This is a genomic window from Aquimarina brevivitae, from assembly GCF_004216895.1.
Classification (GTDB): domain Bacteria; phylum Bacteroidota; class Bacteroidia; order Flavobacteriales; family Flavobacteriaceae; genus Aquimarina; species Aquimarina brevivitae.
This window is the reverse complement of record NZ_SGXE01000002.1, coordinates 678740-703565: the sequence shown is the minus strand read 5'-3', so window position 1 is coordinate 703565 and position 24826 is coordinate 678740. Positions and strand designations below refer to the sequence as shown.

The following is a 24826-nucleotide window of genomic DNA, read 5'->3' as shown; positions in this document are numbered from 1 at the left end:
GTATATTCAAAATTAAAAACGCCGTAAATTATGCATTTACGGCGTTTTTGCTATAACCGTATATTGATTCTCAAGTACTGATTCTATGGTGTTTAAATACGCTTCAAATTCTACTAAATTATTATGAGATCCCTCTGGTATGGTAATAAACTGTTTTTTTGAGGATTCAATTTTTTGATATAATTTCTTTGCAGACTTATAAGGAACCACTAAATCGTTAGTACCGTGATAAATTGTTACGGAACAGCTTACATTTTTAATAAACCTACCCGATGGAATCTTATATTTCAATAATAAATTTACGGGTATATGAGGCAACCAGCTTTCTACGATATCTTTTATATCATAATATGGGGTTTCTAACACCAGATTTCTAGGACAATTATTGGCAGCGGTTTTTACAGCTATACCAGTTCCAATAGATCTTCCGTATAGTATAATCTGATCTTCGGAATACTGAGTGAGGGTATAATCATAAAAAGATTGTGCATCGCTATATAAGCTTTTTTCAGTAATATCACCTTCATTCTTACCGTAGCCCCTATAATCCATAACGATGACATCGTATTCTTTTTTTACAAAAAACAACACGATACTTCCCCATCTTTTTAAATTCCCCCTATTTCCATGAAAGTACAATATTACCCCTTTAGGATTTTTAGTTTTAAAATGTAATGCATTAAGACATAAACCATCTTTGGCTTCTAGAAACAACTCTTTAAATGGTTCATTAAATTGATAGGTATAGTCCTCAGAAAGTTCATCTGGTTGAAATAATATTTGTTCTTGAAAAAAATACAGTATGAGAATAGTAATCGTGTAAAATATTCCAAGTAGTAACAGGACTTTTAAAAATTTACGCATTTAGTTCTCATTAGTGTGTAATACTCCAATACTTGCATTTTTAATAGTAAATCCATTCAATTTATTGGCTATTATTTTTTCAAGTACCTTGTGATAAGATTCAAATTCAGTTAAATTTTTGTGCCCACCTCCTATTACCGTGTACAAATGCGTTAGCTTTGGCCGTATTTTGGACAGCCGGATACTAGACTTTAACGGTATGAGTTTATCTTTGGTTCCGTGGATAATATGAATAGGGCAATTGACATGTCTTAGCCATTTATAAGTTGGAATTGGGTACCGTAAGATCAAAGAAACTGGCATAAAAGGAATAAACTTCGCTGCAACCTTGGTTAAGCTATAGTAAGGAGCGTCTAAAATTAGCATACTTGGATTATTTGTTGAAGCCAACTTAGCTGCAAATCCAGAACCCATAGAACGTCCATAAAGAATAATATATTTTTCATCGACCTTTTCTTTGATGCTATCATAAACGAATTGCAAATCTCGAAGTAAAGTTTTTAACGATCTCCTACCCGTACTTTTTCCAAAACCTCGATAATCGACCATAAAAACATCATAGCCATGTTTAGTGAAATCCACAGCGTATTTACCCCACCCTTTAATACTCTTAGAATTCCCTTTTAAATAAAGCACCACTCCTTTTGGGCGATCTACAATAAAGTGTAACCCATTGAGCACTGCTCCATCTGGAGTTTTCAGATCATATTCTTCAACCCTCTGATTTTTATAATGAAATATAAAATCCCGGTCTAATTTCTCTGGTTTAAAGATGAAATACTCCTGAAAATAATACAAAATCAGACTAATGCCAATATAAATACCCGCAATAATCAAGACCATATGTAACCAACCAGACATTTGATTTTCAATAAACTACTTAAATTTACGAAAATAAATTGAGCATAAAAAAACACCCTGATCGAGCAGAGTGTTTTTATAATTTGATTAAAAGAAAAGTTTTTTATCTACGAGCGTCATAGATTCTAAAACGAACCCCAACTCTTGCGTATATGTCAAAAAATTTACTGTCTACATCAATTAAGTTATCCGTAAAGTCATTCATTGCACCTACTTCTGCCATAATATCAAACATCTCACCTATCATTTGAGAAAATCCTATTCCATAAACTCCTCCAATAACCAGTTGCTCATACTCTTCTCCTGCCTCAAGTTCCTGCCCAGCATATTCTACATCAAGATTTAAACGAAAACTTGGTCCCACGTTAATGAATGGTCTAAAACGATCTTTACCGCTATTGAATAAATATCTAAACTTAGGGTTAAATCCAACCTGAAGTGCTTTATATTCAAATGAAGGTACACTAACTGCTCCTGATTCTATTTCACTTTTACGCTGAAGTAAGTCTATAGAAAAGACAAAACTTGTTTTTGCCCGTACTCCTGTAACATAACCATAACCAGCATTGAAGTAGAATCCGGTGCTGGAATTGGTTTCTTGACCTTCAATAGAAAGATTAGAAAAGGTAGGTCCTCCTGATACTTCCCATCTATATTGTCCATAGGATACAGCAGATAATAGAACAATTGCTGCTAAAATTATTTTTTTCATTACTATTGATTTGAGGGTTAATTTTTGACGAAAATAGTTAAATTTTCAAAATAAAATAAAAACCCATCCAAATTGGATGGGTTTTTTAAGTAACGCTTTAGTATTTATTCTTTATGCATAAAGGCTTGTTTCTGTAACAAAAACTCCTCTGTTTCCACTACATCCTCATCTGGCACACAACAATCTACTGGACACACCGCTGCACATTGTGGCTCTTCATGAAACCCTTTACACTCCGTACATTTTTCGGGTACGATGTAATAGATCTCATCACTAATCGGTTCTTGTGCTTCCTCGGCATTGACTTCCTTTCCACCGGGTAACACTACATCTCCTTCAAGATCAGTGCCATCTGCGTATCTCCAGTCATCAGCCCCTTCATAAATTGCAGTGTTAGGGCATTCTGGCTCACACGCTCCACAATTTATACATTCATCTGTTATAATAATTGCCATAGCTCTTTTTTATTCTAAATTTGCATAACAAAAATAACTCCTAAACAAGTCATAAACAAATATCCAATGGGTTTAACGCAACGCATCCACGCTTTTGCAAAACTAGGCAGTTTCTTAGATCAATTCAAAACTACTGGCTATCAAAAAGTTACATCACTAGATTTAAATACTTCATTTTATGACAAATTTGTTCAAAAAATAGAAAGTGCTTCACATTATAATGGATGGTTTACAAAAGATAATATGCTTTTTGCCATAGAACAATGGGCTGCTGCCTTACAACAAACTAATTTAGAAGAATGGTTATCCCGATATGCCATCCCTGAAGTTACTCCTAAAAAAGTTGGTGTTATAATGGCGGGTAATATTCCGTTAGTAGGATTTCACGACTTTCTCTGTGTTTTAATTAGCGGTCATCATATTATTGTAAAACAATCTTCCAATGACGCTCCGTTACTACCGCTAATTAGTAAAATACTTATAGCTATCGATAAAGATTTCGAAAATAAAATTGCATTTACGGAAGATAGAATGAACGATTTCGATGCAATAATTGCTACTGGTAGCAACAACACAGCACGATATTTTGAATATTATTTTAAAGATGTTCCGAGTATTATTAGAAAAAACAGAAACTCAGTAGCCATACTAACGGGGGAAGAAACACCAGAACAATTACATCAATTAGGAGAAGATATTTTTAGGTATTACGGTTTAGGTTGTCGAAGTGTTTCCAAATTATTCGTCCCAAAAGATTATGATTTTGACAAGTTTTTCAAGTCAATTTACTTGTATCACGATATCATTGAAGGTAATAAATACGCTAACAATTATGATTATAATAAAGCAGTCTATTTGATGAGTGACTTTAAACTGTTAGAAAATGGTTTTCTCATTCTCAAAGAGGATACTAGCTACTCCTCTCCTATTGGAACCTTGTTCTATGAAAAATACGATGAGCTGGATGAACTGTTGCAACAGTTACAGGCAGACGAAGAAAAAATTCAGTGTATAGTTGGAAATCAAGACATTGACAAGCAAGTTAAGTTTGGTCAAACCCAAACTCCTCAGTTAATAGATTATGCAGATGGCGTTGACACTATTGAATTTTTGATAAAAATTCAATAAATAATTTATCATTTTCATAATACAATTCTATTAGATAATTAGCACCTTTGTGGAGTCTTTGTTGTGTTTTACAATCAAAAACCAAAACAAATATTAATATAATACAATTACATATACCGATGAAGAAGCACAATTTTAGCGCAGGCCCCTGTATCTTACCGCAAGAAGTTTTTAAAGAAGCATCAGAAGCCATATTAGACTTTAACAATTCTGGTCTTTCTATTATTGAGATTTCTCATCGAAGCAAAGATTTTGTTGATGTAATGGAAGAAGCTCGCCATTTGGTGCTTGAATTACTTGGTTTAGAAGGTAAGGGATATAAAGCCCTTTTTCTACAAGGTGGTGCCTCTATGCAGTTTCTTATGACTGCTTATAATTTACTAGAAACTAAGGCAGGTTATCTTAATACTGGGAGTTGGAGTGACAAGGCGATCAAAGAAGCTAAACTTTTTGGCGAAGTTGTAGAGGTAGCTTCCTCTAAAGATGCCAATTATAATTTTATTCCTAAAGGGTATGATATACCTAAAGATCTTGATTACCTACACCTTACAAGTAACAACACTATATTTGGTACGCAAATCAAGGATTTCCCTGAGGTATCAGTTCCTTTAGTTTGTGATATGAGTAGTGATATCTTTTCAAGAACAATGGACTTCTCTAAATTTGATTTAATTTACGCAGGAGCTCAAAAAAATATGGGACCATCAGGAACCACTCTTGTTGTTGTCAAAGAAGATCTTTTGGGTAAAGTTTCTAGAAAAATCCCATCTATGTTGGATTATCAGGTACATATTAGCAAAGCTAGTATGTTTAATACCCCACCTGTATTTGCTGTCTATACCTCAATGCTGACCTTAAGATGGTTAAAAAATAATGGCGGTATTGCAGCAATCGAGGAACTTAATGAGAAAAAGGCAAACTTAATTTATTCTGAAATTGACGTTAATCCTTTATTTAATGGATTTGCAGAAAAGGAAGATCGTTCTATGATGAATGCTACTTTTACGCTGGCAAATGGAGATCTTAAAGAAACCTTTGACGCCATGTGGAAAGAAGCTGGTATAAATGGTGTTAACGGGCATAGAAGCGTTGGAGGTTACAGAGCTAGTATGTACAATGCAATGACACTAGATAGTGTCGCCGTACTAGTTGATGTTATGGGAGATTTAGAACGAAAAGCTTAAAACATAATTAGAAAAAATATAAATAGTTAGGTTTATGAAAGTACTAGCAAATGACGGAATCTCTAAAAGCGGGATCGAGGCCTTAGAAAAAGAAGGTTTTGAAGTGTTAACCACTACGGTTGCACAAGATCAGTTAGTAGATTACTTAAATAAAAATGAAATCGCCGTACTTTTAGTGCGTAGTGCAACCAAAGTCAGAGCAGATATTATTGACAACTGTCCATCCCTTAAAATTATAGGAAGAGGTGGTGTAGGAATGGATAATATAGATGTAGCCTACGCCAGAGAAAAAGGAATTAAAGTGATCAATACACCTGCTGCTTCGTCGGGTTCTGTGGCAGAATTAGTATTTGCCCACTTGTATGGAGGTGTTCGTTTTTTATATGATGCCAATAGAAATATGCCGCTTGATGGTGATAGCAAATTTAAGAACCTGAAAAAGAATTATGCAGGTGGTACCGAACTAAGAGGAAAAACACTGGGTGTCATAGGTATAGGTCGCATTGGTCAAGAAACAGCGAAGATTGCTATTGGTGTTGGGATGAAAGTTATTGCATTCGACCCATATATAGATTCGGTTGATATTCCATTGCATTTCTACGACGGTCAAACCTTAAGTTTTAAAGTAGATACAGTTTCAAAGGAAGAAGTATTAAAACAGTCAGATTTTATCACCTTACACGTGCCTGCTCAGAAAGAGTATGTTATCGGTAAGTCAGAAATCGAACAAATGAAAGATGGCGCTGGTATTATTAACGCTGCAAGAGGCGGTGTAGTTGATGAAGTTGCCCTGGTTGAAGCCTTAGAGAAAGGGAAACTAAGTTTTGCTGGGTTGGATGTTTTTGAAAACGAACCCACACCAGCTATTCAAGTTCTTATGAATCATAAACTTTCCCTAAGTCCTCATATTGGGGCTGCAACAGGAGAGGCACAGGATCGAATAGGTGTTGAATTAGCGGAACAAATAATTGATATTCTGAAATAAAAATAGTGACTAGATAAATCAATCAAAGCTTCTTGTTTTTAAATAAGAAGCTTTTTTTGTGTAGTGCTTCGTTTTAAAGTTTTCAAAAAATATTGATGTCTTACATCCAAATCTTGTACTTTTATAAGGTAACTTAAAAACACAACTCATGTCGGGACTTATAGATTTATTAAATAGTGATTTAGGAAAACAAATTATTAATGGTGTCAGTAATCAAACTGGTCAACCAGAAAGTAAGACCGCTGATGTGCTTAGCATGGCGCTTCCCGTTTTAATGGGTGCGATGAAAAAAAATGCTTCCACACCTGAAGGGGCCTCGAATCTCATGAGCGCTATATCTAATAAACACGACGGAAGTATCTTAAATAATTTAAGTGGGCTTTTTGACGGAGGAGTTGACGATTCTGTAATGCAAGATGGAAATGGAATATTAAAACATGTTTTAGGAGCTAAACAAGCTACTGTAGAAAATACACTTAGTGCAAAATCAGGAATGGATGCAGGCTCTATTGCACAAATTCTTAAAGTTGCCGCTCCGATTTTAATGGGTGTTCTAGGCCAACAAACAAGAGCCAACAACGTAAATGAGTCTGATGGTATCACCTCTTTATTGGGTAGTATGCTTGGTGGACAACCCAAACAAAACCAAAGCCTAATAACTTCTCTAATTGATGCTGATGGAGATGGTAGTGTTTTAGACGATGTAGCCGATATGGTACTTGGCTCAAACAAGAAAAAAGCAGGTCTTGGCGGACTATTAGGAGGAATTTTTGGAAAATAATTTTCGTATAGCAATAATGGAAGCTGAAGGAAGATCTTCAGCTTTTTTTTGTATTTTAAACAGAAAAAGCAATGATAAAAACAATTAAACAATTAGTGCTGGTTCTAATTTTAGGGACTTGTCTCTATAATTGTTCTAGTACAAAAACTATAGATTCTACACAATCAACTGCTGCGAATGACACCTTACGAATTGCTAACGATAGTCTGGAGTATGAAATCATAATCATTGAGCCAGGTTTTAACGCCTGGTTAGTTACCCAACCTCCAAGAGGGTTTTATGGTCAACAATTTCTAGAAATTAGAAATCGGCAGTACGTGGTGGAGTTTAATCAGCGGGTACTACAACCCCAACGATATAATCCTAACCTTTATATTCAGCAAATTAATTACAACCCAAATATTGATTATGGCTACGAGGTTAATTACTTGTTGTATAATTACTTTCTCTACTTTGAACAGCGCTACAAACAGAAATTTGTTACCAGTAGAGGTTAAATAATTGTGAGAAACAATTAATTACATGTAATTTTGCGCTATGCAGAAATTTAAAGAACGTTGGGAAATTAAGGCTAATTGGCAACTTATTTATCCTATTCTTGGAATATTAGGTTTGTTATTTTCAGGATATCTTATCAGTAAAAGACTACTTTTCTTCCTAGACGAAAATTCAACTTTTTATTATGTGACGCTTATTACAACCTCAGTGATTTTGGCCTATTTGTTTTTAAAAATCACGTTGTGGATATTTAAAAAACTGCACCAAAAATGGAATGTAAACTACCGCTGGGAACTCATTGCCATTTTTATAGGTTTTGCCATTACTGGCTCTACTGCGGCTCGAGTATCAAGTCCTATTTTAGATTTTTTAGGCTTAAACTCAGATAATATTTCTGGTTGGATTTATTGGCCTTTACGAATTTTATTGATTTTTCCGGTATATCAAATACTATTACTTGGGGTTGGATGGCTTGTAGGTCAGTTTCAGTTTTTTTGGGAGTTTGAAAAGAAAATGCTTGGTAGAATGGGATTTTCTAAATTCTTAAAATAAAAAAGGATACCTTACGGATATCCTAGTGTTATATAATTATAAGCAATTCCCCTATTTTAAGAAATTACTTCTGCTTCAATGGTTTCTTTTTTTTCTGATTGTACTTGTTTACCCTTAACTACAAAAGTATACAACCACATTAATGTAAAAGAAGGTATGAAATCTGTTCCTGGGATAAGCTCTTCGATAAAAGTAACCACGGCGGCAATTTTGCCCTGAGTCCCTGAATACATTTCAGTCATTTTTTTAGCAGCATAGGGAGCCCAAATTAAATCTAAAAATGGACCTACTACTGGTATAATTAAGGAGACCATACCTATTAAATCATAGATAATACCTTTTCGTAATAATTTATATTTGCTTTTTTGCATACGTATTCTTTTGATTATCAAATTACAAAAAAAATGCCAGAATAAAATTATGCCAAATCTGCAGTAATTAATCTTAAAAATTCAGATCGGGTTTCATTTTTTTCAAATTGCCCTCTAAAACCAGAGGTGGTCGTAACCGAATTTTGTTTTTGCACCCCTCTCATCATCATACACATATGGGCTGCTTCAATAACCACCGCTACTCCTTTGGGCTTCAGCGTTTTGTTAATACATTCTAATATATCGTGTGTCAGCCGTTCTTGAACTTGCATTCTACGAGCAAAAACATCTACTATTCTTGGTATTTTACTTAGCCCTACGATATATCCATCAGGTATATATGCAATGTGCGCTTTCCCAAAAAAAGGAAGCATATGATGCTCACACAGAGAATACAATTCAATATCCTTTACGATCACCATATCATCATAATCTTCCTTAAACATGGCGCTTTTAAGGATTTCCTCAGCATTTTGTTGGTATCCTTGTGTTAAAAACAGCATTGCCTTGGCCGCCCTTTCAGGTGTTTTAGCTATTCCTTCTCTAGTAACATCTTCTCCAAGCTCAGTAATGATATCACTGAACTTTTCTTTGACTTCATCGGTTACTTTTATATTATATTCTTCAAAATTTTTATACGGCATCTAGTATTTACTTTAATTTATCGGCAAAATTAGCTCTTAATTTATTTAATTTAGGGTTAATTACAAATTGACAATACCCCTGTTGTGTATTTTGATTATAATAATCTTGATGAAAATCTTCAGCATTATAAAACACATCTAATTTTGTTACTTCAGTAACAATAGGGTTTTCATAGAACGGTTGTGTATTAAAATTTGCAATTACCTCTAAAGCTTTCTCCTTTTGGGTATCATTTATGTAAAATATTGCACTTCTATATTGCGTACCGACATCCGCTCCTTGCCGGTTAAGCGTAGTAGGATCGTGAGTGGTTAAAAATATCTCTATTATTTCTTTGAACGTAATACTCTGGGGATTAAATTTTAACATAATCGCCTCTGCGTGCCCTGTACGACCAGTAATTATTTCTCGATAACCGGGATTTTTTATATGACCACCGGTATATCCAGAAATTACCTCTTCTACTCCTCGAACACGCTGAAAAACTGCTTCTGTACACCAAAAGCATCCACCTGCTAATACCGCTATCTCTAGTTCATCCGTTAATTTATTCATAAAAAATTTGTGTTATACTTCTAAAATAAAGCTTCTCTACTCCCTACAAACTAATTTAACTTTTCGTTAGTATGGAAGAATCTATATCCCCATTATTTTTGCGAACTATCAAAAAGTAAGGTCCCTAAGTCTATGAATTTTAGTAAATTTCTAATATTTATTATTATTTTATGTTTTTTCTCTAATATTTCCTACGCACAGAAAAATAAAGAAATACTAGCGAAAAGGATTACCAATGCTCCTAAAATAGATGGCCAATTAGACGATGCGGTTTGGCAATCCTTACCTGCATACGGTAATTTTTTTATGTGGCAACCGGGTAATGAAGGAAAAATCCCGGATGAAATGCAAACTGAAGTCAAAATGGCTTATGACGATAAAGCAGTTTATATTGCCGCCTATCTGTATGATGAGAATCCCGATCAAATACTAAAACAATTTAGTCAACGCGATAATGTTTTTGTGCAAGCTGACTTTTTTGCGATTGCCCTGAATACCTACAATGATGGTATTAATGAAACTCGTTTCTACATCACTAGTGCAGGAACCATAGGTGACGCTAGAGCAGATCAATTCAGTGAAGATTTTAGCTACAATGTAGTCTTTGATGCTAAAATATCTTATGATACCAAAGGGTGGTATGCAGAATTTAAAATCCCGTATAATGCCTTACGTTTTCCTGAAACTGAGATACAGGACTGGAGCATTAATTTTTTTAGAAGATCACAAACTAAAAATCAAACCCATAGCTGGAATTTTATAGATAATGAAGTCGGCCAAAGAACACAATATAACGGAATTGTTAACGGTGTTAAAAATATAAACCCTCCTCTACGACTTACATTTTTTCCTTTCGTTCAAGGTTTAGTTATTACAGATGATACTCAAACAGAAACCAATCTAAGTGCAGGAATGGATGTTAAATATGGACTTAGTGATAGCTTTACATTAGATGCTACTTTAATTCCAGACTTTGGACAAGCGGCTTTTGATGAAGTACGACTTAACCTGGGTCCTTTTGAACAAACTTTTGGTGAGAATCGACAGTTTTTTACAGAAGGTACTGAGTTATTTAATAAAGGAAACATCTTCTTTTCAAGAAGAATCGGAAGTGCTCCAACCGGTACGATAGACGACAATGAATTAGAGGAGAATGAAGTGGCAGGAGAAATTCCTAATAAAGTAAACCTACTTAATGCCCTCAAAATTTCTGGCAGAACTAAAAGCAACTTAGGGATTGGATTTCTGAATGCAATTACTGAAAGAACAGAAGTAAACATAACTGATACCATTAACGGTAGCTCCAGAAGTAAAGTGGTCGAACCCTTGTCTAATTACAATATCCTAGTTTTTGATCAACAGTTCAATAAAAATTCTTCATTATCTTTTATAAATACCAACGTGACCAGAAACGGTAGCGATTTTAGAGACGCTAACGTATCAGCACTCGCCTGGAACCTATCAAATAAGGCAAATTCACATCGTCTAACAGGAAGAACAATTTTTAGCCATATCAACAATCCAGGAGATAATATAGCCGGATTCTCTTCCGAACTTGACTTTGACCGTATCAAAGGTAAATGGCGTTATGGATTTGGACACGACTTTGCTAATAAAACCTACGATATTAATGATTTTGGGGTGAATTTCAGGAACAATTATAACAGCTTTAGAGTAAGTGGTTCCTATCAGATATTTGAACCAACCAAAACGTTTAATAACTATAGATTCGGAATGTTTGTAAGGCACCGCAGGTTGTATGACCCTAGTGTACAAGTACAAAATTCTATTGGGGGAGATTGGTTTTTTGTAACCCGAGAGCGCTTTGCATTTGGTGGATTTATGAGCTATAATTCTAACAATAATGACTATTTCGAGCCAAGAGCCGAAGGGCGCTTTGTCACCTTTAGCTCTAATGTAGGAGGAGAAATGTGGGTGTCCTCTGATTATAGAAAACGTTTTGCCTATGATGCAAGAATCAATTATCGGCATTGGTTTGCGGATCCAACTACTACCTATCGCATTCGGGTAGCACCACGATATCGGTTTTCAGATAAAATGCTCGTTGTTTTTTCATCAGAGTATAGTAATAGAAAGAGAACTTTTGGTTGGATTGATAGTAATGATTCGGATATCTTTTTTGGTCAACGAGACATTCTCAGTATAGAAAACTCATTAAGAGCAAGTTATAACTTTGACCCCTATAAAGCAATTAATTTGAGATTTCGAAATTTTTGGAGTACAGCGGATTATAGTGAAGGTGTATTCTTTACCCTTAATGACGATGGTACAAGAAGCAGAACTGCTTATAATCTTGAGGATAATGACCCCAATACCAATTTTAATATTTGGAATCTTGATCTAAGTTTTAGTTGGAGGTTTGCTCCTGGTAGTGAAGCTACTTTGTTGTATCGCAATCAAATATTTAATAATGACAACCTCTCTACCCTAAATTATACGGACAGCTTAGGTAATTTATTCGCCCAACCTATCAATCATAATGTATCGCTACGTGTAGTTTACTTTTTTGATGTTAATAATTTAAAACGTTCTTAGAAAAGATAAGCTTGCCGAATCATTGAATAATCCGTACTTTCACCTCTTCAACAGTAAAAGCTAATGATAAAGGCAATAAATATCCACAAAACCTACGGGGATTTACATGTATTAAAAGGCGTGGACCTTCATATAGCACAGGGCGAAATTGTATCCATAGTTGGTGCATCTGGAGCTGGCAAAACAACCTTACTACAAATACTAGGCACTCTTGATAGAGCAGAGAAACGAAAGGATAGTAAATTATTGGTGAATCACGTTACGGTTAACCAACTCTCCCATAATCAATTATCAAAATTCAGAAATGAGCGCTTAGGTTTTATTTTTCAGTTCCATCAGTTGTTACCAGAATTTACAGCCATAGAAAACGTTTGTATACCGGCCTTTATCAAAAATACACCAAAAGCTGAAGCAGAAAAGAGAGCTAAAGAATTACTTAATTTCTTAGGCCTTTCGCACCGTTATGATCATAAACCTAAAGAATTATCAGGTGGTGAACAACAACGTGTTGCTGTTGCAAGATCCCTAATCAACAGTCCTAAAATTATTTTTGCTGATGAACCATCAGGTAATTTGGACAGCGAATCTGCTGAAAACTTACATAAAATGTTTTTTAAACTAAGGGATGAGTTTGGCCAAACTTTCGTCATTGTTACTCATAATACAGAGTTAGCGGATATGGCTGATAGAAAATTAACCATGGTTGATGGTAATATTGTATAAAAAAGCCATTCATCATTATAATGAACGGCTTTCCTTGTTTAAAAGACTAAAATTTAAACAAAAAATGTAGCTACATTAATAAATATATTCAATTGCCCTTTTATCGTTGGTATTAAAGTTTCCATCTTCGTAACCCGTAGGACAAGACATCATTGTTGAGCTAATATCAATGCCACGAGGAGTTCCCGGTATATGTATAGCCCCGTCGTAACCTGTACCTTCATTACCACCATCACAATACCTTCTAAACCAATCAGTATGACGTAACCCTATACAGTGTCCAATTTCGTGGGTAATCACGTGAGTGGCATAATTATATCCTCTACTAGAAACGTAGGGACCAATCCTGGCCCACTTGTAGGGTCTACCTCCAGCTGGGAACCCAGCAAGTCCACCTGCTCCTAAATTATTTTGAACATAAACCACTAAATCCGCTGCAGGATAATTGGTTCCAAAGCTCAATCTTAAATTTAAGGTGCTATTTAAGCGGTTATAGTTATTCACCGCACGTTGCAGCGCCTGTCTAGCTGTACCATCTAAAGCATTTGCGCCACCAGTATACCCCAAAACATCAATAGTACGATTACGTCGACTTATTAGATTATTGGTGCGATATTGTTTCATTCCATTTTCGGCGTCCCCTAATCCTTCCATATTCATTAAATCTTGCAGTGGTATGGCTAGATCCGTATTATTGAGCACGTAATCAGTAGTACTCCCATCGAGGTTTGTAAGAGTTTGGATTGAGGTTTCGGTATTACTAACCCCTAGTTCAGTAAGCTTTTCTAACTGTAGCTTGTTCAATTTCTGATTTTCACTATCAATGTTTTCCTTCAGTGGGTCCTTTTGGCAAGAGCATAAAAATCCTGCAAGGATAAAAATTGTTACGATTTTAAAATTTTTCATGAGTTTGTATTAATTAAAGTTGAGTTTTATAGCATTATATCGGCTTCTTAATTGAAAAGAAAAATCTAAACTGTTAACGATTGATATTAGCTCTTCTAAGTTCCTGATTTTTAAATAGTATTACAAAGAAAACATGTCTTGAAACGTGTTTTAAGACAACATAATTTTTAAACGGATTGCCTTAACTATAGTTACTTTTGAAACTCTGATGGAGGTATCCCTACAATTTCCTTGAAGTTTTTATAAAAGGAGGCTCTTGAATTAAAACCCACTTCCTCTGCAATTGCATAGATATTATAGTTTTTGTATCTATTGGAAGTCGCTAGTTTTTTATATTCACGTACCCTATAGGTATTAATAAAACTATTAAAATTTAGCCCCTCTACTTGATTTATGGCTTTAGAGATAACTCTTTCGGGCATATTTATTTCGGCAGAAAAAGATTTTAAATTGAGGTCCGGCTTAAGAAAGGATTTATTTTTATTAATATGGTTACGGATAGTTTTCATCACTCTCTTAAGTTCTGTTATATTTTGATGGAGTTGTTGTTGTGATGGGATGATATTGTCTATATTAATTTGCATTAAACTTGCAATTGAGATATAATATAGTGAACCAAGTCCAAAAAAAGTAAAAAGGAAATTGATAACAGCAAGCTCAGGAAGTAAAATAAAATTCAATTGCCGCACTATATTTAAAAGAATACATATACTACAAAATATAGTCAACCAACCTAATCCCTTATTTTTTACTGCGCCAAAATAAAATTTCAAAGCCCTATGGTGCTTTATATTGTTTACAATAATTAAAAAGCAAAATATAACGATGTAACTTGAAGAAACTGCGTAATACCAGGAAAAGAAATTATATTGCTGTTGCAATAGTACATGAAATTCAGGGTTTCTATAAACCATTGCAAATAAAATAGAAAAGACAAGTATTTCAATACTAGCAGGAATATAGAGTTTCCATTTTTTTTTGATTTCCTTTCCCAGAGCTTTAAGAGAATACATATATAAAAATACGATGGTTAAAAAATCAAACCGTAAGGGTATATATATCAATGCATTGTGATTGTATATTTTTCTTAAAAAAAACAAGGAAACCTCGACAACAATGGTTGCAAAAAAAAGTGCTAGATATCTGTTTAGAACTCCTTTTGGTGATCTATAGCAATAAAGTACTAAAGCTACTAATAGGGTTTGCAAGCCTAATATTAGATATAGCGTATCGGATATTGTCATAATTTCTTAATTATGATTATTTCCTGACTGAAAACCACTTATAAAGTTATTCTTTCTAAAGCGTAAAGCAAAACAATAGATCAAAAAGGTCTTAATTCCTCCAATTGTTAATTATCTCAATCTCAATTTATCCTATTACCTTTGCCCTAAAACAGCAAAAAACTTGAAGAAACTAAACAAAAAGGAGTTGAAAGAATTTCTGGATGAAAAAGCAGCATTTTATGAACATCCTAATTTTATTGAAACCGACCCCATTCAAATACCTCACCAATTTAGCCTCAAACAAGATATTGAAATATCAGGATTTTTGACCGCTACCATTTCTTGGGGCAATAGAAAAAGCATACTAAATAATGCACATAAATTAATGAACCTACTGGGAAATAGTCCTTATGACTTTGTTATGAGTTATAACGAAGATAGTTTAGGTGAGCTAAGTTCATTTGTGCATCGAACATTTAACGGAGATGACTTAAAATATTTTATTAAAGGCCTACATCATATATATACAACATACGGAGATTTAGAAAATTTCTTTGTCCAATACAAAGAAGCTTCATACTTACAAGAGGCCATACATCATTTTAAAAAAGAATTTTTTACTCTATCGCACTTACCCAGAACACAAAAGCACGTCAGTGATCCGTTAAAAAACTCTGCCGCCAAACGCATCAATATGTTTCTACGCTGGATGGTGCGTAACAATAAAGCAGGGGTCGATTTAGGAATATGGAAGGGTCTATCCCCTGCTCAATTATCTTGTCCTTTGGATGTGCATTCTGGTAATGTTGCCAGAAAATTAGGGTTGTTACAGCGCAAACAGAACGACGCCAAAGCACTAAAAGCATTAGATACTCAACTTAGAAAACTAGATCCCCACGACCCTGTTAAGTATGACTATGCGCTTTTTGGACTTGGCGTTTTTGAAAAATTTTGAGATGCTGTTTAATAAACCATATCATCTTCTACTGAGGTATCAGTTAAGGTGTGTATAAAGGCTACCAAGGCGGTCTGCTCTTCTTGTGTTAAATTGAGATTATCAAAAGGTAAGGTTTGGTGTGGTAGATCAAACCCTAATCCAGCCCCTCCTCCTTTGTTATAAAAATCCATAACCTGTTCCAACGAATCATATACCCCGTTATGCATATAGGGCGCTGTAACGCCAGCATTACGTACTGTTGGGGTCTTAAACATTCCTTTGTGTAACTCCTCTTCAAACTTCCAATAATAGCCTAAATCATCGTCTAATTTGTTGTTTTTTGAAGTTTCAGGAACTCCGATTACTTCTTTTTCGGTTTCTGCATAAAAAGGAGGTACAGTACCATTGGTTAACGGAATAAAATGACAAGTGGCGCAAAGCGCTTTACCAGCAAACAAATTAAATCCCAATTTTTCCTGACTAGATAAGGAATTTTCTTCGCCGCGAATATTACGGTCAAATTTAGAGTCAAAGCTATTTAAAGTAGAGATGTATGAAGATATGGCCTTGACTACTTCAATATTTCGATTAGAAACTTCGCCATAGGCCTCTTTAAATAGATTAACATAAGTGGTATCGTTAATAATATCCGATGAAAACTCATGAACAGAAGTATTGAATTCTTTTTTATTGGTAAATACTGAAGAAATCTGATCCAATAAAGTAGCCGATCTTCCATCCCAGAAAAACCCTTTTTGATACACCACATTAATTAAAGTTGGTGTATTACGTAGTAATTCATTGTTAGCATTATCATTATTAAAACGAACATGATCTGCATACGCTTTTTCTGGCAAGTGACACGTTGCACAGGCCATATTTCCTTGTTTAGAGAGCTTAGGCTCAAAAAACAGTTTTTTTCCTAAGCTTATTTGCGCTTCACTTGGATTTCTATTTACTGAAGGTGTAAAGTGAGTGACATTAAAAGCGTTATTTTCAAAAAAGGTAGGTGCATCAAAATTAAAAGGACTACTATCTATACCCTCCCATAATCCACTTGTTTTTCGAATTGAAACCCAATCTCTGGTTAAAGGATTCATGTATTCTCTTAAAAAAGTATACCTGTCAAAAGTTTCAAAATCATCATTCGCTTCAAGAAACTGAATTGCTTTATCAATATTTTGTTGAAATGAAGTATCTAACGCTTTATTCTCTTTTAGGATAATGGCTCTGATAGAAGAATTATAAACATATTGTAACCCTTGTAGTGAGATCATTGATTCTTGCAGTCCATAATGACTTATCGGGGTGTCAAAACCCGTAATTCCCAAGCTTATAATTCTCAACAATTGTTGATGTGTACTCATAAAAAACCGTTGAGGATTCAGTTCTCTTTTGATGATGTTTTTTCGTAGATTATCCATCAAACCGCGGGTGACATAAACCTCTTTATCAAATTCTTGTTGCGACTCGTTTTTTTCGAAAACACTTTCTTCTATTTTTTGTAGCCCTACAGGAGCTAGGGTTTTAAAATTGTCTTCTTTAAAAATTGGCAATGCTGGGCCATTTACTCTATGCCCTACTTCGGGATTAAGGTAAGATGCATAGGGCTCTGCTTTTTTGAACTCCTGTCGTAATTTTTTAAAAACAAACACAGCACTATCCGATTGAAAACCCTTTTCTTTAAGTTGATCTAATAATGCTATGGAATGCTCTATACTTGTTAGATAAAAATTTTGAGCTTTTTCCCAATTAGGAACGTAAGTGTACTCTTCTGTACTTGCCACCTTTTTATCTTGTTGGTTGCAGGAATAATTTAAAAGTACTAAAAGAACGATTAAGAAGAAACATTGTAACAATTTCATGAACATCAATTTTAAACCAAAAGAATCTCCATTTAAATAAAATGGAGATCTTTTAGTATTTACTTTACTTTTAAATATATTACCTCGGTAAACCCTTTAAAATAACGATCTGAGAAGCCTGGTTATCCTCGAAAGATGCGTTTTGGTGACCATCTAGATTTCTAAATTCATCATTTCTCCAGTAATGTGGTTGTAGTGCCAAGATAAAAGTACCCGGTACACCTACTTTATCAGAGATATCTACTAAAGCACCATATTCTCCACTCGCTCCTGTGCTGAAGTCTTGTGCAAGATCCTGTCTTACGATCATTTCCATAACTTTCACTGGATTGTTACCATTAATATCAGTTTGGTAGATATATGCGGTATGCCCTCTACTAAAAGAATTAGGATCTTCTTGGATGTAGATAAAGTTTTCTGTTACACAAATGTTATCCGGACTCTGTAATTCTGGTAGGTTACCGTCCATATTGTTGGTATCCGTATTACCACTAACAATCTGTGTAAGTTTACCTGTTAATGGAGATGCTGGATCTAACTCTAGCTTGTACACTGTTCCCCAATCATTATAGGTACCTCTACCCGGTCCTCTTCCGGTTACAGCAAAAAATACATTACGTCCATTTGCATCACTTCCTTTTTGATAATCTACATCTTCCACTCTCATAAATTGAGAAGCAAACACATCATTACAAGCAGCTTCCATCTCACTTTTTGTAAGATCTCTACCATTAGGAATTTCTACAAATTCTATATCATAAGAAGCTCCGAAGTCTAAACTACTTTCGTTATAGGCTGTAGCGTATGCAACAGGCTGAACTCCGCCAGCGCCATCAGAAACTTCTTTTAATTTTAGTACATAAACTTTTCCATTCTCAAAATCATCATCTCTTGATTGAGAGTAGTATAAAGTAACCTGACCTTCAGAATCGCTAGAGTCATCATCACCTCCAACAATAACTGTACTACCAGGGTATGCGTTTTGAGGAAGTGGTGTAGCATTCTCCCAAGAGAATTCTCCCAAAGCGTCTAAACCGAAGTCTGCTGTTGGTGTAGGCGTAGTAACTCTAGGATCGATTGCTTTAACATCATAGTTAATACTTTCTGATGCAGAAAGGAATATATCTTGAGTACCTCCATGGATATCAGCCTCCCACATGGTTCCTGAACACTGACGCGCAAAATCAGCAACACCTGAGTTTAACAGATAATCTCCTGCTATTGGATTCATAAACTCATCAAAACGAATTCTAGCAACGGCATAACTATCCTCGCAGTTTACCACATACATGTAGCCATCACCATCCTGTAAAAAACCAGCGCCGTCTGCAGAACCCGCCAATTGAAATGTTCCATCAACCACATCAGGTGTGCTTATTAATGAGTATGCATCTACATAGTTAAATTGTGGAGCTAAAGCTACTAATGGAGCAATACTTGATTTGTTTTCAAAAATAGTTTCGCCTGGTTCAAAATCCTGACCATCTTCGCCATCTACTCCTGGTTCTCCCTGTTCTCCTTGTGGTCCTGCAGGACCTTGATCACCTTCACAGTTGGTTAAAAAGATACCCATACTGCAAATTAATAAGGTGTTTAAAATAAGTTTCCCTAAAGTTTTCATTAGTTTTTTATGATTTTAATTGTGATTAGATGTGACAAAACTATTGAGATAGATAAAAATGAAAGTTACCTAAGATTATTCATTCTGTTAATTGTACTTTATCCCTATGTTAACAGGTTTCCTTAACGTTAATAATCCTCATCAACGTGCCTGTAGTTATAACCATATAATCAAATGTGAAGAAGTGCTTACCTATTTGCAAATCATAGAATTACTTTAAATACTTGTATATTTTATCAAACTTGATCACTTCAAATTCTTTAAAAGAGAGCTCATAATTTGAACAATCTATCAAAAACAGCAGCATTTTAAAGTATTATTTTAAAGATAAACTCCTATATTTGATTAAAGTCTTAAAATAACAATTATGAAAAAACTATTGATTTTAGCAGTGATGCTTGTTGGTTTTACCACAGTTACAACTGCACAGGACATTAAATTAGGTTTTAAAGGTGGGGTTAACTTTGCCAGTTTATCAGGTGACGATGCGGATGGCCTTGATGGTCGTACAGGATATCACATTGGTGGTGTAGTTCAGTTTAGTTTGGCAGGGATGTTTGCTATTCAACCAGAGGTAATCTACTCTGCACAAGGGGCTGAGTTCGAAAGTTTCGATCTTAATGTAGATTATTTAAACGTGCCTATCTTAGCTAAATTAAAATTCGCTAAAGTATTTAGTGTAGAAGCAGGACCTCAATTTGGTTTTGTGGTAAATGAAGGAGATGATGTTGGAGATATTGAAAGTTTTGATTTAAGTGGAGCGCTTGGTGCAGGTGTTGAATTAGGATCATTCTTTGGTCAAGTTAGGTATAATTTTGGACTAACTGATATTTCAAGCGATGCGGATATCAAAAACTCTAACTTTCAGATTTCAGTAGGATATTACATCTTCTAAAACAGAATATAAAAATTATAGAAGCGGAAGAATTCTTCCGCTTTTTTTTATACCCTGATTATTCTTTTTCCTAAAATTTACCATAATTCCTTAACCCAGATTCGTATTTCTAAAATCTTATAGTATTTTTACGAAAACGTACGTATAGATGCAATTTAAACACCCTGAACTTTTATATGCTTTATTTGCGTTATTAATACCTATCCTTGTACATCTTTTTCAACTTAGAAGATTTCAAAAAGTAGCATTTACCAATGTTCAGTTTTTAAAAAAGGTAGTCCTACAAACTCGAAAAAGTTCACAATTAAAGAAATGGTTAACCCTAATTACCAGACTACTCGCATTAGCTGCTATCATAATCGCCTTTGCTCAGCCTTTTACTGCTAACACAACAGTAATCGGAAAAAAGACTAAGACCGTTATTTATTTAGATAATTCATTTAGCATGGAAGCCCGGGGACCTAAAGGTGCTCTTTTAAAAAGGGCAGTACAAGAGTTGCTAAGTGATATCCCAGAGGATCAACAATTTTCGTTATTTACAAATACTGAAACTTACAACGCTATTACTAAAAAGGATATTCAGAATGATTTATTACAATTAGACTATTCCTCTTATCAAATGCCTTACAGCGCTGCTTACCTCAAAGCAAGTCAAATGCTAGGTAAAACACAAGAAACAATTAATAGAATCATATTGATTTCTGATTTTCAACAAAAAGGGCAGCCTTTTGACTTAACAAATAGCAACGACAGTACTATAAGCCTTGTTCAACTTACTCCAATAAGCAACACCAATGTGGCAATTGATAGTTTATACCTGGATCGTGATGAAAAAAATGACCTCTTATTACAAGTCCGATTACGCTCAACTGGCAAAGACGCTGATAATATCTCTTTATCTTTTTATAATGATCAAATACTATTAGGTAAAACTGCAGTAAACATCAAAAAAAATAGTACCGCTAATGCCACTTTTAAGCTCAATGAAAATAGCTTAACACAAGGTCGTGTTATCATCAATGAACCTGCCTTAAATTTTGACAATAAAAGATATTTTACCCTCAATCAACCAGAGAAGATTAAGGTAATCACCATCAATGAAGGTGATGATAAGTATTTACAAAATATCTATACCTCCGATGAGTTCAAGTACACCTCATATGATTTAACCAATGTAAATTATAATGATTTTGAGTCAGCTAATTTAATTGTACTTAATGAATTAAAAGAAATTCCTGTTTCCTTAACCAATAGCTTGAAATCCTTTGTTGATAAGGGAGGTTTCGTAGTTTTTGTGCCTGCCGTTAATGGTACCATATCATCCTACAATCAATTTTTTACATTAACCGGAAATACTCGATTTTATCAAAAACTGATTCAAGAAAAAAAGATAACAACAATTCAATTTTCTCATCCTATATATAATGGAGTTTTTGACAAAGAAGTTAGTAATTTTCAGTACCCTAAAGTAAATAGCTTTTACGCCACTCAAAGCTCTAATGCTGTTTTATTGTATGAAGATGATAGTCCATTTCTTTTTAAACAAAATAATGTTTTAGTCTTTACCGCCTCTTTATCCAAGGGAAATTCAAATTTTAAAAATTCTCCTTTGATCGTTCCTACTTTATACAAAATAGGCAAATTAAGTCTTAAAGTTCCTGAGATATCCTATACTATCGGAAAAACAAACGTTTTTGAAGTTCCTATATCCTTAAGCCAGGATGGAGTACTCCGATTAGAGTCCAAAGATGAAAGTATCATACCTTTACAGCAAAGTCTACCGACAAAGGTGAGACTGACTACTGATGATGTTCCCACAAAAGCGGGTATATACGCTATAATGAATGACGGTAAACCTATCCAATACCTAGGTTATAATTACGATAGTTCCGAAAGTAATTTACAGTACCACAGTTTGACTACTAATGCTACATATCAAGTATACGATAGTGTTTCTGATTTGTTTGAAGAAATAAAAGAGGACGCTACAATTAACGAACTTTGGAAATGGTTTGTTATTTTTGCCTTGGTGTTTTTACTTATTGAAATTCTGCTTTTAAAATATCTGAAATGAACATCTTACTCAAGGCTGCTACCATAATAGACCCCAACTCCAAATTTGATGCAAAAACTGTAGACATTCTTATTAAAGATGGCGCTATCGCAGCAATTGAAGATAATATAAACGCATCTAATGAAGTAGATGTGATTTCGTATCAAAACCTTCATGTTTCTCCAGGATGGTTTGATAGTAGTGTAAGCTATGGAGAACCCGGGTTTGAAGAACGCGAAACTTTAGCAAACGGTCTTGAAGTAGCTGCAAAAAGTGGATTTAGTGCTATAGCTTTGAATCCAATAACGCAACCCGTTATAGATAATAGTGCTACTATAAGATATCTACACGGGCAAGCACATCAAAATGCCGTTACCTTATCTCCAATGGGGACATTAACGCTCAAAGGAGAAGGCTTGGAGTTAGCGGAGTTATACGATATGAAAACTGCGGGAGCGATTGCCTTTTCTGATTATCAACGACCCATTAAAAATCCAAATCTATTGAAGCTAGCGCTTTTGTACGCCCAAAATTTTAATGGTCTTGTGTTATCCTATCCACAGGATCATCAAATTGCTAGCCACGGAATGGTCAATGAAGGAACAAACAGTACGTTGTTAGGTCTAAAAGGCATACCAGCATTAGCAGAAGAATTACAAATTACCAGGGATCTTTTTATTTTGGAATATACTGGAGGTAAACTTCATATACCAACCATTTCAACTGCCAAGTCTGTAGCTCTTATTAAAGAAGCTAAACAAAAAGGATTACAAGTAAGTTGTAGTGTATCCGTACATCATTTGAGTTTAACAGATGATCAATTATCGACTTTTGATACCAATATGAAAGTGCGACCTCCATTACGAACGCAGGATGATGTGGAAGCGTTATTAACAGGAATTACAGACGGCACTATTGATATGATAACATCAGATCATTCTCCAATGGATATCGAGCATAAAAAAGTAGAGTTTGATAATGCCAAGTATGGAACTATTGGCCTGGAGTCAGCTTTTGGAGTAATCAATAAAATTCTTGGGGCACGAGAGACAGTCAAAATGTTTACAAATGGTAGAAGGGTTTTTGAATTACAATCGCCTTCAATAGATGTTGGTAACCAAGCAGATTTAACGCTCTTTAACCCTGATAAAACCTATACGTTTTCAAACAAAGACATCAAGTCAACTTCAAAGAATAGCGCGTTTATGGGTAGCGAACTCAAAGGTGAAGTGTTTGGTATTATCGCGAACAAACAAAAAGTATTACAATAATTTCAATAGTAAGAAACATTTAGTATGGAATCAGATTATGCAAAACAAGGTAAAACGGCAGCTATTGTAGCCTATATAACAATTGTTGGAACAATAATAGCCTTCTTTATGAATAATGACAATAAGAATCAATTTGCAAGTTTTCATATACGACAAGCACTAGGCATAAACTTATCCTTCTATCTTCTAGGTGCATTGGTCAGTTTATTTGATTCTTGGGTAATTTCATCTTCATTTTATGTATTTATTTTTGTCTTATGGATTTATGGAATTATTACAGCGGTACGCGAAGAGAAAAAGGAAGCTCCAATAATTGGTCGATTTTTCCAAGAGTGGTTTACCTTTATTGAATAAATCCGGCAGAAATTTTGATGATTTTAAAAGGAGTAAGAGTCTTTAGCAAAATACTGTTATTTTTTATTTTAACTACGATAACACAAATAGGTGGTATAGTTTATCTACTTATTGAAGTTGCACTTAAAAGAACAACACCCTACTATCGACTCAAGAAACTAGTTGTATTTACTTTATTATATCTGTTCACTTCGTTCGTGATTGTACCGTATGTAGCCTCCCTATTTGGTCGAGAACCTATCCTTGAAAATCATAGAGTCCAAGCCCATTCTACTTTCACTAAACTTTGTAATAGAAACTATGTGAGGACTGAATTTCAATCAACAATTCAGGAAATAGCAGAAGATTTTTACAAAAAACATCCTGGTATTCAACTTGTGTATTTGGATGCTAATTTTCCCTTTATTAATGGATATCCATTATTTCCACATCTAAGTCACGATGATGGAAAAAAACTAGATATTAGCTTTATTTATCAGAACACAAAAGATCAAGTAACCAATTCCAAACCCACTATAAGTGGTTATGGTTACTTTGAAAACCCTAAACCAAAAGAATTTGATCAAACCCAATATTGCAAAGAAAGAGGCAATACTCAGTATGACCTAACCCGTTATTTAACTTTCGGAACCCTAGATAACAATCTCAAATTTGCAGAAGAACCAACAAAAGACTTACTTTTGAGCATTATCAAGCACAATACAATAGAAAAAGTCTTTATTGAACCACACCTTAAAAAACGATTACATTTATACGATCAAAAAATAAGATTTCACGGGTGCCAAGCAGTTCGGCACGATGATCATATACACTTACAAATACGATAAT

The 24826-nt window shown here is 34.6% G+C and carries 25 protein-coding genes; 14 read left to right on the top strand and 11 right to left on the bottom strand.

Going from position 1 to position 24826, the window contains the following annotated elements; translation table 11 throughout:
• Positions 1 to 36 precede the first annotated feature (36 nt).
• The 4 genes from EV197_RS10855 to EV197_RS10840 form a co-directional block, all read right to left on the bottom strand.
• A complete protein-coding gene (locus tag EV197_RS10855) occupies positions 37 to 864 on the bottom strand; it encodes an alpha/beta hydrolase (RefSeq protein ID WP_130286781.1) in 828 nt (275 codons plus the stop codon).
• The gene (locus tag EV197_RS10850; RefSeq protein ID WP_130286780.1) at positions 865 to 1725 is read right to left on the bottom strand and encodes an alpha/beta hydrolase; all 861 of its coding nucleotides are present in this window, start codon (positions 1723 to 1725) and stop codon (positions 865 to 867) included. It abuts the gene before it with no gap.
• A gap of 103 nt (positions 1726 to 1828) precedes the next feature.
• Positions 1829 to 2437, bottom strand: a complete 609-nt coding sequence (locus tag EV197_RS10845) for an outer membrane beta-barrel protein (RefSeq protein WP_130286779.1) — start codon at positions 2435 to 2437, stop codon at positions 1829 to 1831.
• A gap of 104 nt (positions 2438 to 2541) precedes the next feature.
• Positions 2542 to 2892, bottom strand: coding sequence for a 4Fe-4S dicluster domain-containing protein (locus EV197_RS10840; protein ID WP_130286778.1), 351 nt, complete (start codon positions 2890 to 2892; stop codon positions 2542 to 2544).
• A 66-nt stretch (positions 2893 to 2958) separates the two neighbouring features.
• On the opposite strand from EV197_RS10840, the gene EV197_RS10835 reads away from it, so the two are divergent.
• From EV197_RS10835 to EV197_RS10810, 6 genes are all read left to right on the top strand, one after another.
• Positions 2959 to 4020, top strand: a complete 1062-nt coding sequence (locus EV197_RS10835; RefSeq protein WP_130286777.1) for an acyl-CoA reductase — start codon at positions 2959 to 2961, stop codon at positions 4018 to 4020.
• A 119-nt stretch (positions 4021 to 4139) separates the two neighbouring features.
• Positions 4140 to 5204, top strand: coding sequence for a 3-phosphoserine/phosphohydroxythreonine transaminase (gene serC, locus EV197_RS10830; RefSeq protein WP_130286776.1), 1065 nt, complete (start codon positions 4140 to 4142; stop codon positions 5202 to 5204).
• Positions 5205 to 5238: 34 nt separating this feature from the next.
• Complete coding sequence (locus tag EV197_RS10825; RefSeq protein ID WP_130286775.1) at positions 5239 to 6189, top strand: D-2-hydroxyacid dehydrogenase; 951 nt, start codon at positions 5239 to 5241, stop codon at positions 6187 to 6189.
• A gap of 148 nt (positions 6190 to 6337) precedes the next feature.
• A complete protein-coding gene (locus EV197_RS10820; RefSeq protein ID WP_130286774.1) occupies positions 6338 to 6970 on the top strand; it encodes a DUF937 domain-containing protein in 633 nt (210 codons plus the stop codon).
• Positions 6971 to 7041: 71 nt separating this feature from the next.
• Entirely contained in the window at positions 7042 to 7467 is a 426-nt protein-coding gene (locus tag EV197_RS10815) for a DUF6146 family protein (protein ID WP_130286773.1), read from the top strand.
• A 40-nt stretch (positions 7468 to 7507) separates the two neighbouring features.
• Positions 7508 to 8020 (top strand): DUF6787 family protein, encoded by a 513-nt coding sequence (locus EV197_RS10810; protein ID WP_130286772.1) that lies wholly within the window; start codon positions 7508 to 7510, stop codon positions 8018 to 8020.
• Between the two features lie 56 nt (positions 8021 to 8076).
• Here the strand turns inward: EV197_RS10810 and EV197_RS10805 are convergent, their stop codons facing one another.
• From EV197_RS10805 to msrA, 3 genes are read right to left on the bottom strand one after another with little or no spacing between them, the layout of a single operon-like run.
• The gene (locus EV197_RS10805) at positions 8077 to 8391 is read right to left on the bottom strand and encodes a hypothetical protein (protein ID WP_130286771.1); all 315 of its coding nucleotides are present in this window, start codon (positions 8389 to 8391) and stop codon (positions 8077 to 8079) included.
• A 47-nt stretch (positions 8392 to 8438) separates the two neighbouring features.
• The gene (gene folE, locus EV197_RS10800) at positions 8439 to 9035 is read right to left on the bottom strand and encodes a GTP cyclohydrolase I FolE (protein ID WP_130286770.1); all 597 of its coding nucleotides are present in this window, start codon (positions 9033 to 9035) and stop codon (positions 8439 to 8441) included.
• 7 nt (positions 9036 to 9042) lie between these two features.
• Positions 9043 to 9591 (bottom strand): peptide-methionine (S)-S-oxide reductase MsrA, encoded by a 549-nt coding sequence (gene msrA / locus EV197_RS10795; RefSeq protein WP_130286769.1) that lies wholly within the window; start codon positions 9589 to 9591, stop codon positions 9043 to 9045.
• Between the two features lie 132 nt (positions 9592 to 9723).
• Between msrA and EV197_RS10790 the strand changes: the two genes are divergently transcribed.
• A complete protein-coding gene (locus EV197_RS10790; protein WP_130286768.1) occupies positions 9724 to 12147 on the top strand; it encodes a DUF5916 domain-containing protein in 2424 nt (807 codons plus the stop codon).
• Between the two features lie 63 nt (positions 12148 to 12210).
• Positions 12211 to 12870 (top strand): ABC transporter ATP-binding protein, encoded by a 660-nt coding sequence (locus EV197_RS10785; protein ID WP_130286767.1) that lies wholly within the window; start codon positions 12211 to 12213, stop codon positions 12868 to 12870.
• A 75-nt stretch (positions 12871 to 12945) separates the two neighbouring features.
• Here EV197_RS10785 and EV197_RS10780 read toward each other — a convergent pair whose 3' ends face one another.
• Both EV197_RS10780 and EV197_RS10775 read right to left on the bottom strand, forming a co-directional pair.
• Positions 12946 to 13776, bottom strand: coding sequence for a M57 family metalloprotease (locus EV197_RS10780; protein ID WP_130286766.1), 831 nt, complete (start codon positions 13774 to 13776; stop codon positions 12946 to 12948).
• A 191-nt stretch (positions 13777 to 13967) separates the two neighbouring features.
• Positions 13968 to 14789 carry a helix-turn-helix domain-containing protein gene (locus tag EV197_RS10775; RefSeq protein ID WP_165389046.1) on the bottom strand — a complete coding sequence of 274 codons (822 nt, stop codon included), beginning with the start codon at positions 14787 to 14789 and terminating at the stop codon, positions 13968 to 13970.
• Positions 14790 to 15183: 394 nt separating this feature from the next.
• Between EV197_RS10775 and EV197_RS10770 the strand changes: the two genes are divergently transcribed.
• Positions 15184 to 15957 (top strand): TIGR02757 family protein, encoded by a 774-nt coding sequence (locus tag EV197_RS10770; protein ID WP_130286764.1) that lies wholly within the window; start codon positions 15184 to 15186, stop codon positions 15955 to 15957.
• An 8-nt stretch (positions 15958 to 15965) separates the two neighbouring features.
• Here the strand turns inward: EV197_RS10770 and EV197_RS10765 are convergent, their stop codons facing one another.
• Positions 15966 to 17804: a cytochrome-c peroxidase gene (locus EV197_RS10765; RefSeq protein WP_130286763.1), complete on the bottom strand. Its 1839-nt coding sequence runs from the start codon at positions 17802 to 17804 to the stop codon at positions 15966 to 15968.
• A gap of 79 nt (positions 17805 to 17883) precedes the next feature.
• Complete coding sequence (locus EV197_RS10760) at positions 17884 to 19425, bottom strand: hypothetical protein (RefSeq protein WP_242610720.1); 1542 nt, start codon at positions 19423 to 19425, stop codon at positions 17884 to 17886.
• Between the two features lie 367 nt (positions 19426 to 19792).
• On the opposite strand from EV197_RS10760, the gene EV197_RS10755 reads away from it, so the two are divergent.
• The 5 genes from EV197_RS10755 to EV197_RS10735 all read left to right on the top strand — a co-directional run bounded on the left by EV197_RS10755 (position 19793) and on the right by EV197_RS10735 (position 24825).
• Positions 19793 to 20320 carry a porin family protein gene (locus EV197_RS10755; protein ID WP_130286762.1) on the top strand — a complete coding sequence of 176 codons (528 nt, stop codon included), beginning with the start codon at positions 19793 to 19795 and terminating at the stop codon, positions 20318 to 20320.
• A gap of 148 nt (positions 20321 to 20468) precedes the next feature.
• Positions 20469 to 22394, top strand: coding sequence for a vWA domain-containing protein (locus EV197_RS10750; RefSeq protein ID WP_130286761.1), 1926 nt, complete (start codon positions 20469 to 20471; stop codon positions 22392 to 22394).
• Positions 22391 to 23644 (top strand): dihydroorotase, encoded by a 1254-nt coding sequence (locus EV197_RS10745; RefSeq protein WP_130286760.1) that lies wholly within the window; start codon positions 22391 to 22393, stop codon positions 23642 to 23644. Before EV197_RS10750 ends, EV197_RS10745 begins: the two co-directional genes overlap by 4 nt.
• Before the next feature lie 24 nt (positions 23645 to 23668).
• Positions 23669 to 23998 (top strand): DUF4870 domain-containing protein, encoded by a 330-nt coding sequence (locus EV197_RS10740; RefSeq protein ID WP_130286759.1) that lies wholly within the window; start codon positions 23669 to 23671, stop codon positions 23996 to 23998.
• A gap of 17 nt (positions 23999 to 24015) precedes the next feature.
• Entirely contained in the window at positions 24016 to 24825 is an 810-nt protein-coding gene (locus tag EV197_RS10735) for a hypothetical protein (RefSeq protein ID WP_130286758.1), read from the top strand.
• Position 24826: the final 1 nt, after the last annotated feature.

Excerpts from the sequence above, each read along its gene's own strand:
- EV197_RS10735 (WP_130286758.1), top strand. The coding sequence starts at position 24,016 with ATGATTTTAAAAGGAGTAAGAGTCTTTAGCAAAATACTGTTATTTTTT.
- EV197_RS10745 (WP_130286760.1), top strand. The coding sequence starts at position 22,391 with ATGAACATCTTACTCAAGGCTGCTACCATAATAGACCCCAACTCCAAA.
- EV197_RS10815 (WP_130286773.1), top strand. The coding sequence starts at position 7,042 with ATGATAAAAACAATTAAACAATTAGTGCTGGTTCTAATTTTAGGGACT.
- EV197_RS10760 (WP_242610720.1), bottom strand. The coding sequence starts at position 19,425 with ATGAAAACTTTAGGGAAACTTATTTTAAACACCTTATTAATTTGCAGT.
- EV197_RS10780 (WP_130286766.1), bottom strand. The coding sequence starts at position 13,776 with ATGAAAAATTTTAAAATCGTAACAATTTTTATCCTTGCAGGATTTTTA.
- EV197_RS10810 (WP_130286772.1), top strand. The coding sequence starts at position 7,508 with ATGCAGAAATTTAAAGAACGTTGGGAAATTAAGGCTAATTGGCAACTT.
- EV197_RS10765 (WP_130286763.1), bottom strand. The coding sequence starts at position 17,804 with ATGAAATTGTTACAATGTTTCTTCTTAATCGTTCTTTTAGTACTTTTA.
- EV197_RS10790 (WP_130286768.1), top strand. The coding sequence starts at position 9,724 with ATGAATTTTAGTAAATTTCTAATATTTATTATTATTTTATGTTTTTTC.
- EV197_RS10750 (WP_130286761.1), top strand. The coding sequence starts at position 20,469 with ATGCAATTTAAACACCCTGAACTTTTATATGCTTTATTTGCGTTATTA.
- EV197_RS10740 (WP_130286759.1), top strand. The coding sequence starts at position 23,669 with ATGGAATCAGATTATGCAAAACAAGGTAAAACGGCAGCTATTGTAGCC.
- EV197_RS10845 (WP_130286779.1), bottom strand. The coding sequence starts at position 2,437 with ATGAAAAAAATAATTTTAGCAGCAATTGTTCTATTATCTGCTGTATCC.
- EV197_RS10825 (WP_130286775.1), top strand. The coding sequence starts at position 5,239 with ATGAAAGTACTAGCAAATGACGGAATCTCTAAAAGCGGGATCGAGGCC.
- EV197_RS10775 (WP_165389046.1), bottom strand. The coding sequence starts at position 14,789 with ATGTATTCTCTTAAAGCTCTGGGAAAGGAAATCAAAAAAAAATGGAAA.
- EV197_RS10840 (WP_130286778.1), bottom strand. The coding sequence starts at position 2,892 with ATGGCAATTATTATAACAGATGAATGTATAAATTGTGGAGCGTGTGAG.
- folE (WP_130286770.1), bottom strand. The coding sequence starts at position 9,035 with ATGCCGTATAAAAATTTTGAAGAATATAATATAAAAGTAACCGATGAA.
- msrA (WP_130286769.1), bottom strand. The coding sequence starts at position 9,591 with ATGAATAAATTAACGGATGAACTAGAGATAGCGGTATTAGCAGGTGGA.
- EV197_RS10855 (WP_130286781.1), bottom strand. The coding sequence starts at position 864 with ATGCGTAAATTTTTAAAAGTCCTGTTACTACTTGGAATATTTTACACG.
- EV197_RS10850 (WP_130286780.1), bottom strand. The coding sequence starts at position 1,725 with ATGTCTGGTTGGTTACATATGGTCTTGATTATTGCGGGTATTTATATT.
- serC (WP_130286776.1), top strand. The coding sequence starts at position 4,140 with ATGAAGAAGCACAATTTTAGCGCAGGCCCCTGTATCTTACCGCAAGAA.
- EV197_RS10755 (WP_130286762.1), top strand. The coding sequence starts at position 19,793 with ATGAAAAAACTATTGATTTTAGCAGTGATGCTTGTTGGTTTTACCACA.
- EV197_RS10805 (WP_130286771.1), bottom strand. The coding sequence starts at position 8,391 with ATGCAAAAAAGCAAATATAAATTATTACGAAAAGGTATTATCTATGAT.
- EV197_RS10820 (WP_130286774.1), top strand. The coding sequence starts at position 6,338 with ATGTCGGGACTTATAGATTTATTAAATAGTGATTTAGGAAAACAAATT.
- EV197_RS10835 (WP_130286777.1), top strand. The coding sequence starts at position 2,959 with ATGGGTTTAACGCAACGCATCCACGCTTTTGCAAAACTAGGCAGTTTC.
- EV197_RS10785 (WP_130286767.1), top strand. The coding sequence starts at position 12,211 with ATGATAAAGGCAATAAATATCCACAAAACCTACGGGGATTTACATGTA.